This window comes from Anabaena sp. CCY 9402-a (assembly GCF_963920945.1).
Lineage (GTDB): Bacteria > Cyanobacteriota > Cyanobacteriia > Cyanobacteriales > Nostocaceae > Trichormus > Trichormus minutissimus.
Map to the genome: position 1 here is coordinate 1 of NZ_CAWUDL010000199.1, position 1,074 is coordinate 1,074.

At 30.2% G+C, this 1,074-nt stretch carries 1 protein-coding gene; it reads right to left on the reverse strand.

Annotated features, from left to right (window positions below; translation table 11 throughout):
• A partial coding sequence (locus ACM0OR_RS28280; RefSeq protein WP_414579723.1) for an ISL3 family transposase occupies positions 1-887 on the reverse strand: 887 nt, incomplete at its 3' end.
• Positions 888-1,074 lie beyond the last annotated feature (187 nt).

The following is a 1,074-nucleotide window of genomic DNA, read 5'->3' on the forward strand; positions in this document are numbered from 1 at the left end:
ACAGATTTTAATTTTTCTTTTTGCTTTTCATTGAGAGACTCTTCATTTTTAAGTAAGCTATATTTGCTTTTGTTTAATGCCTCTAATATGCGCTTTTTTTCTGATTGATTGTCTAGCGACATAGCTGCTTTTTTCTCAGTTTTTCGCATGGTATCTAATTCATCATTTACCTGTTTCATCACATGAAATCTATCAGCAGTTACATGAGCATTTGGCATTAACTCTTCTACTAAATTTTTATAAGGTGACCAGAGATCAATGCTCACTTCTTCAATTTTATTAAGTACCTCAGACCCCCAACTGACAAGTATTTCACGGATATCTTCTATGCGTCTTGATTGCACTATCTCAATTGGTTTATGAGTATCTAAATCTACTAATACTGCTAAGTAGTTTCCTTGTCCTTTAACTAAAGATATTTCATCTATACCTAACTTTTTAACCTGACTTAAGTTAATATTTAATATTTGCGACACTTGCTTTTTTAACATTGATTCTACTTCTTCATCACTTAAGCCGTTTTTTTCGGCAACACTACGGATATTACTATTTAATACTTGTTGGACTATATCCGTCGCTAATCTTTTTGTATATCCTTTACTTTTATCTACAAAATCCAGTTTTTCACTAAAGACTTTTTTACACTTGTGACATTTAAATTGGCGACGATTTATTTTTAATAGCACCGATTTTTTATTCCAAGGTAAATCATGAATCATCCGCCAATGATTTTGATGTATACTGTGGCTAATTTTTCCGCAATCAGGACAAGTCGAATAATTCACGCTTTTTTCTATCGTTATAATTATTTCTTCCCCAACAAGTTCTTGAAAATCTAATACTTTCATATCGGGAAGATTCAAGATTTGCTCTACAGGAAACTTCATCGTAAATACCTGAAATCTGACAATTTTATAATATAAATTATAACTTTTATAACTTTGATGTTTTTATCTAATGCTTAATATCTCTTAAATACTTATCAAATCTATATTGTAGGCATTATTGTCTTTAAATTATAGTCCTTATAATTCAGTTGATTTTAATAATCACCATAAAACTACCGGAAGAACC